This is a genomic window from Brevundimonas sp. GW456-12-10-14-LB3 (genome assembly GCF_059424365.1).
On sequence record NZ_JBWKZJ010000081.1, the window covers coordinates 1 to 739 of the forward strand.

1 protein-coding gene is annotated in these 739 nt (G+C 60.1%); it reads left to right on the top strand.

From position 1 onward, the window contains the following. Positions 1–132: 132 nt before the first annotated feature. Positions 133–739 (top strand): hypothetical protein (locus tag AC07XS_RS15840; RefSeq protein WP_494732684.1); only part of this gene is annotated, 607 nt, incomplete at its 3' end.

Below are 739 nucleotides of genomic sequence, written 5' to 3' on the forward strand. Positions count from 1 at the left end.
CTGGACCTGTCGGACAAGGCCAGGACCGTCGTCGGCGACGTCAAGCCCAACGCCCAGCCCGCCCCCTATGAGCCCGGAGCAGTGGCGTCAAAGCGCGTCTGATCCCTTCCTCCGACATCAAGAGCCGCTCCGATGACAGACGCCCTCAATACCGCCTCGACCCCCGCCGCCGGCGCCTGGCCTGCGATCAAGGCCGCTCCGAATTTGGCGCAGAACCTGGAAAAGCTGCGCACTCTGGCGGCGATCGTCGCGGACGAGAGCGGCGCCACAAGCGATAAGGCGAAGAGCGCGGCCTATAAGGAAACGCACCGAATGTTCTTGGACGGAGAGTTCATGGGGTCTTCCGGCGCGGATACGAATCCGATCTTTGCGACCATGATGAATAGCGAGTTCAAGAAGAAAATAGACGGGGCGAGAAATGAGATGATCGCCTTGGATCTGCATGGTGCTGATGAGTTGAAGTATATCGAATCCTACTCTCCTGAAGATCAGCAACTTCTATTTGATTGGGTCTTGAGCCCTGTCAATCATGACGGCTCTCGGCAGTACGCCGACCTCGACAGCTGGAAGAAGAATATGGAGGCCCTGTCCAAGGTCCAGGACTTCATGGCGAAGGCCAAGACGGACCCGGCGGTCAAGGCCGACCCCAAGTTCGCCGAGGTGGAGAAGCTGTGGATGATGGCCGACACCTCCGCGCCGTCCTGGACCGCCCTGGTGCTGCAACTGTTCGGCGAGACGC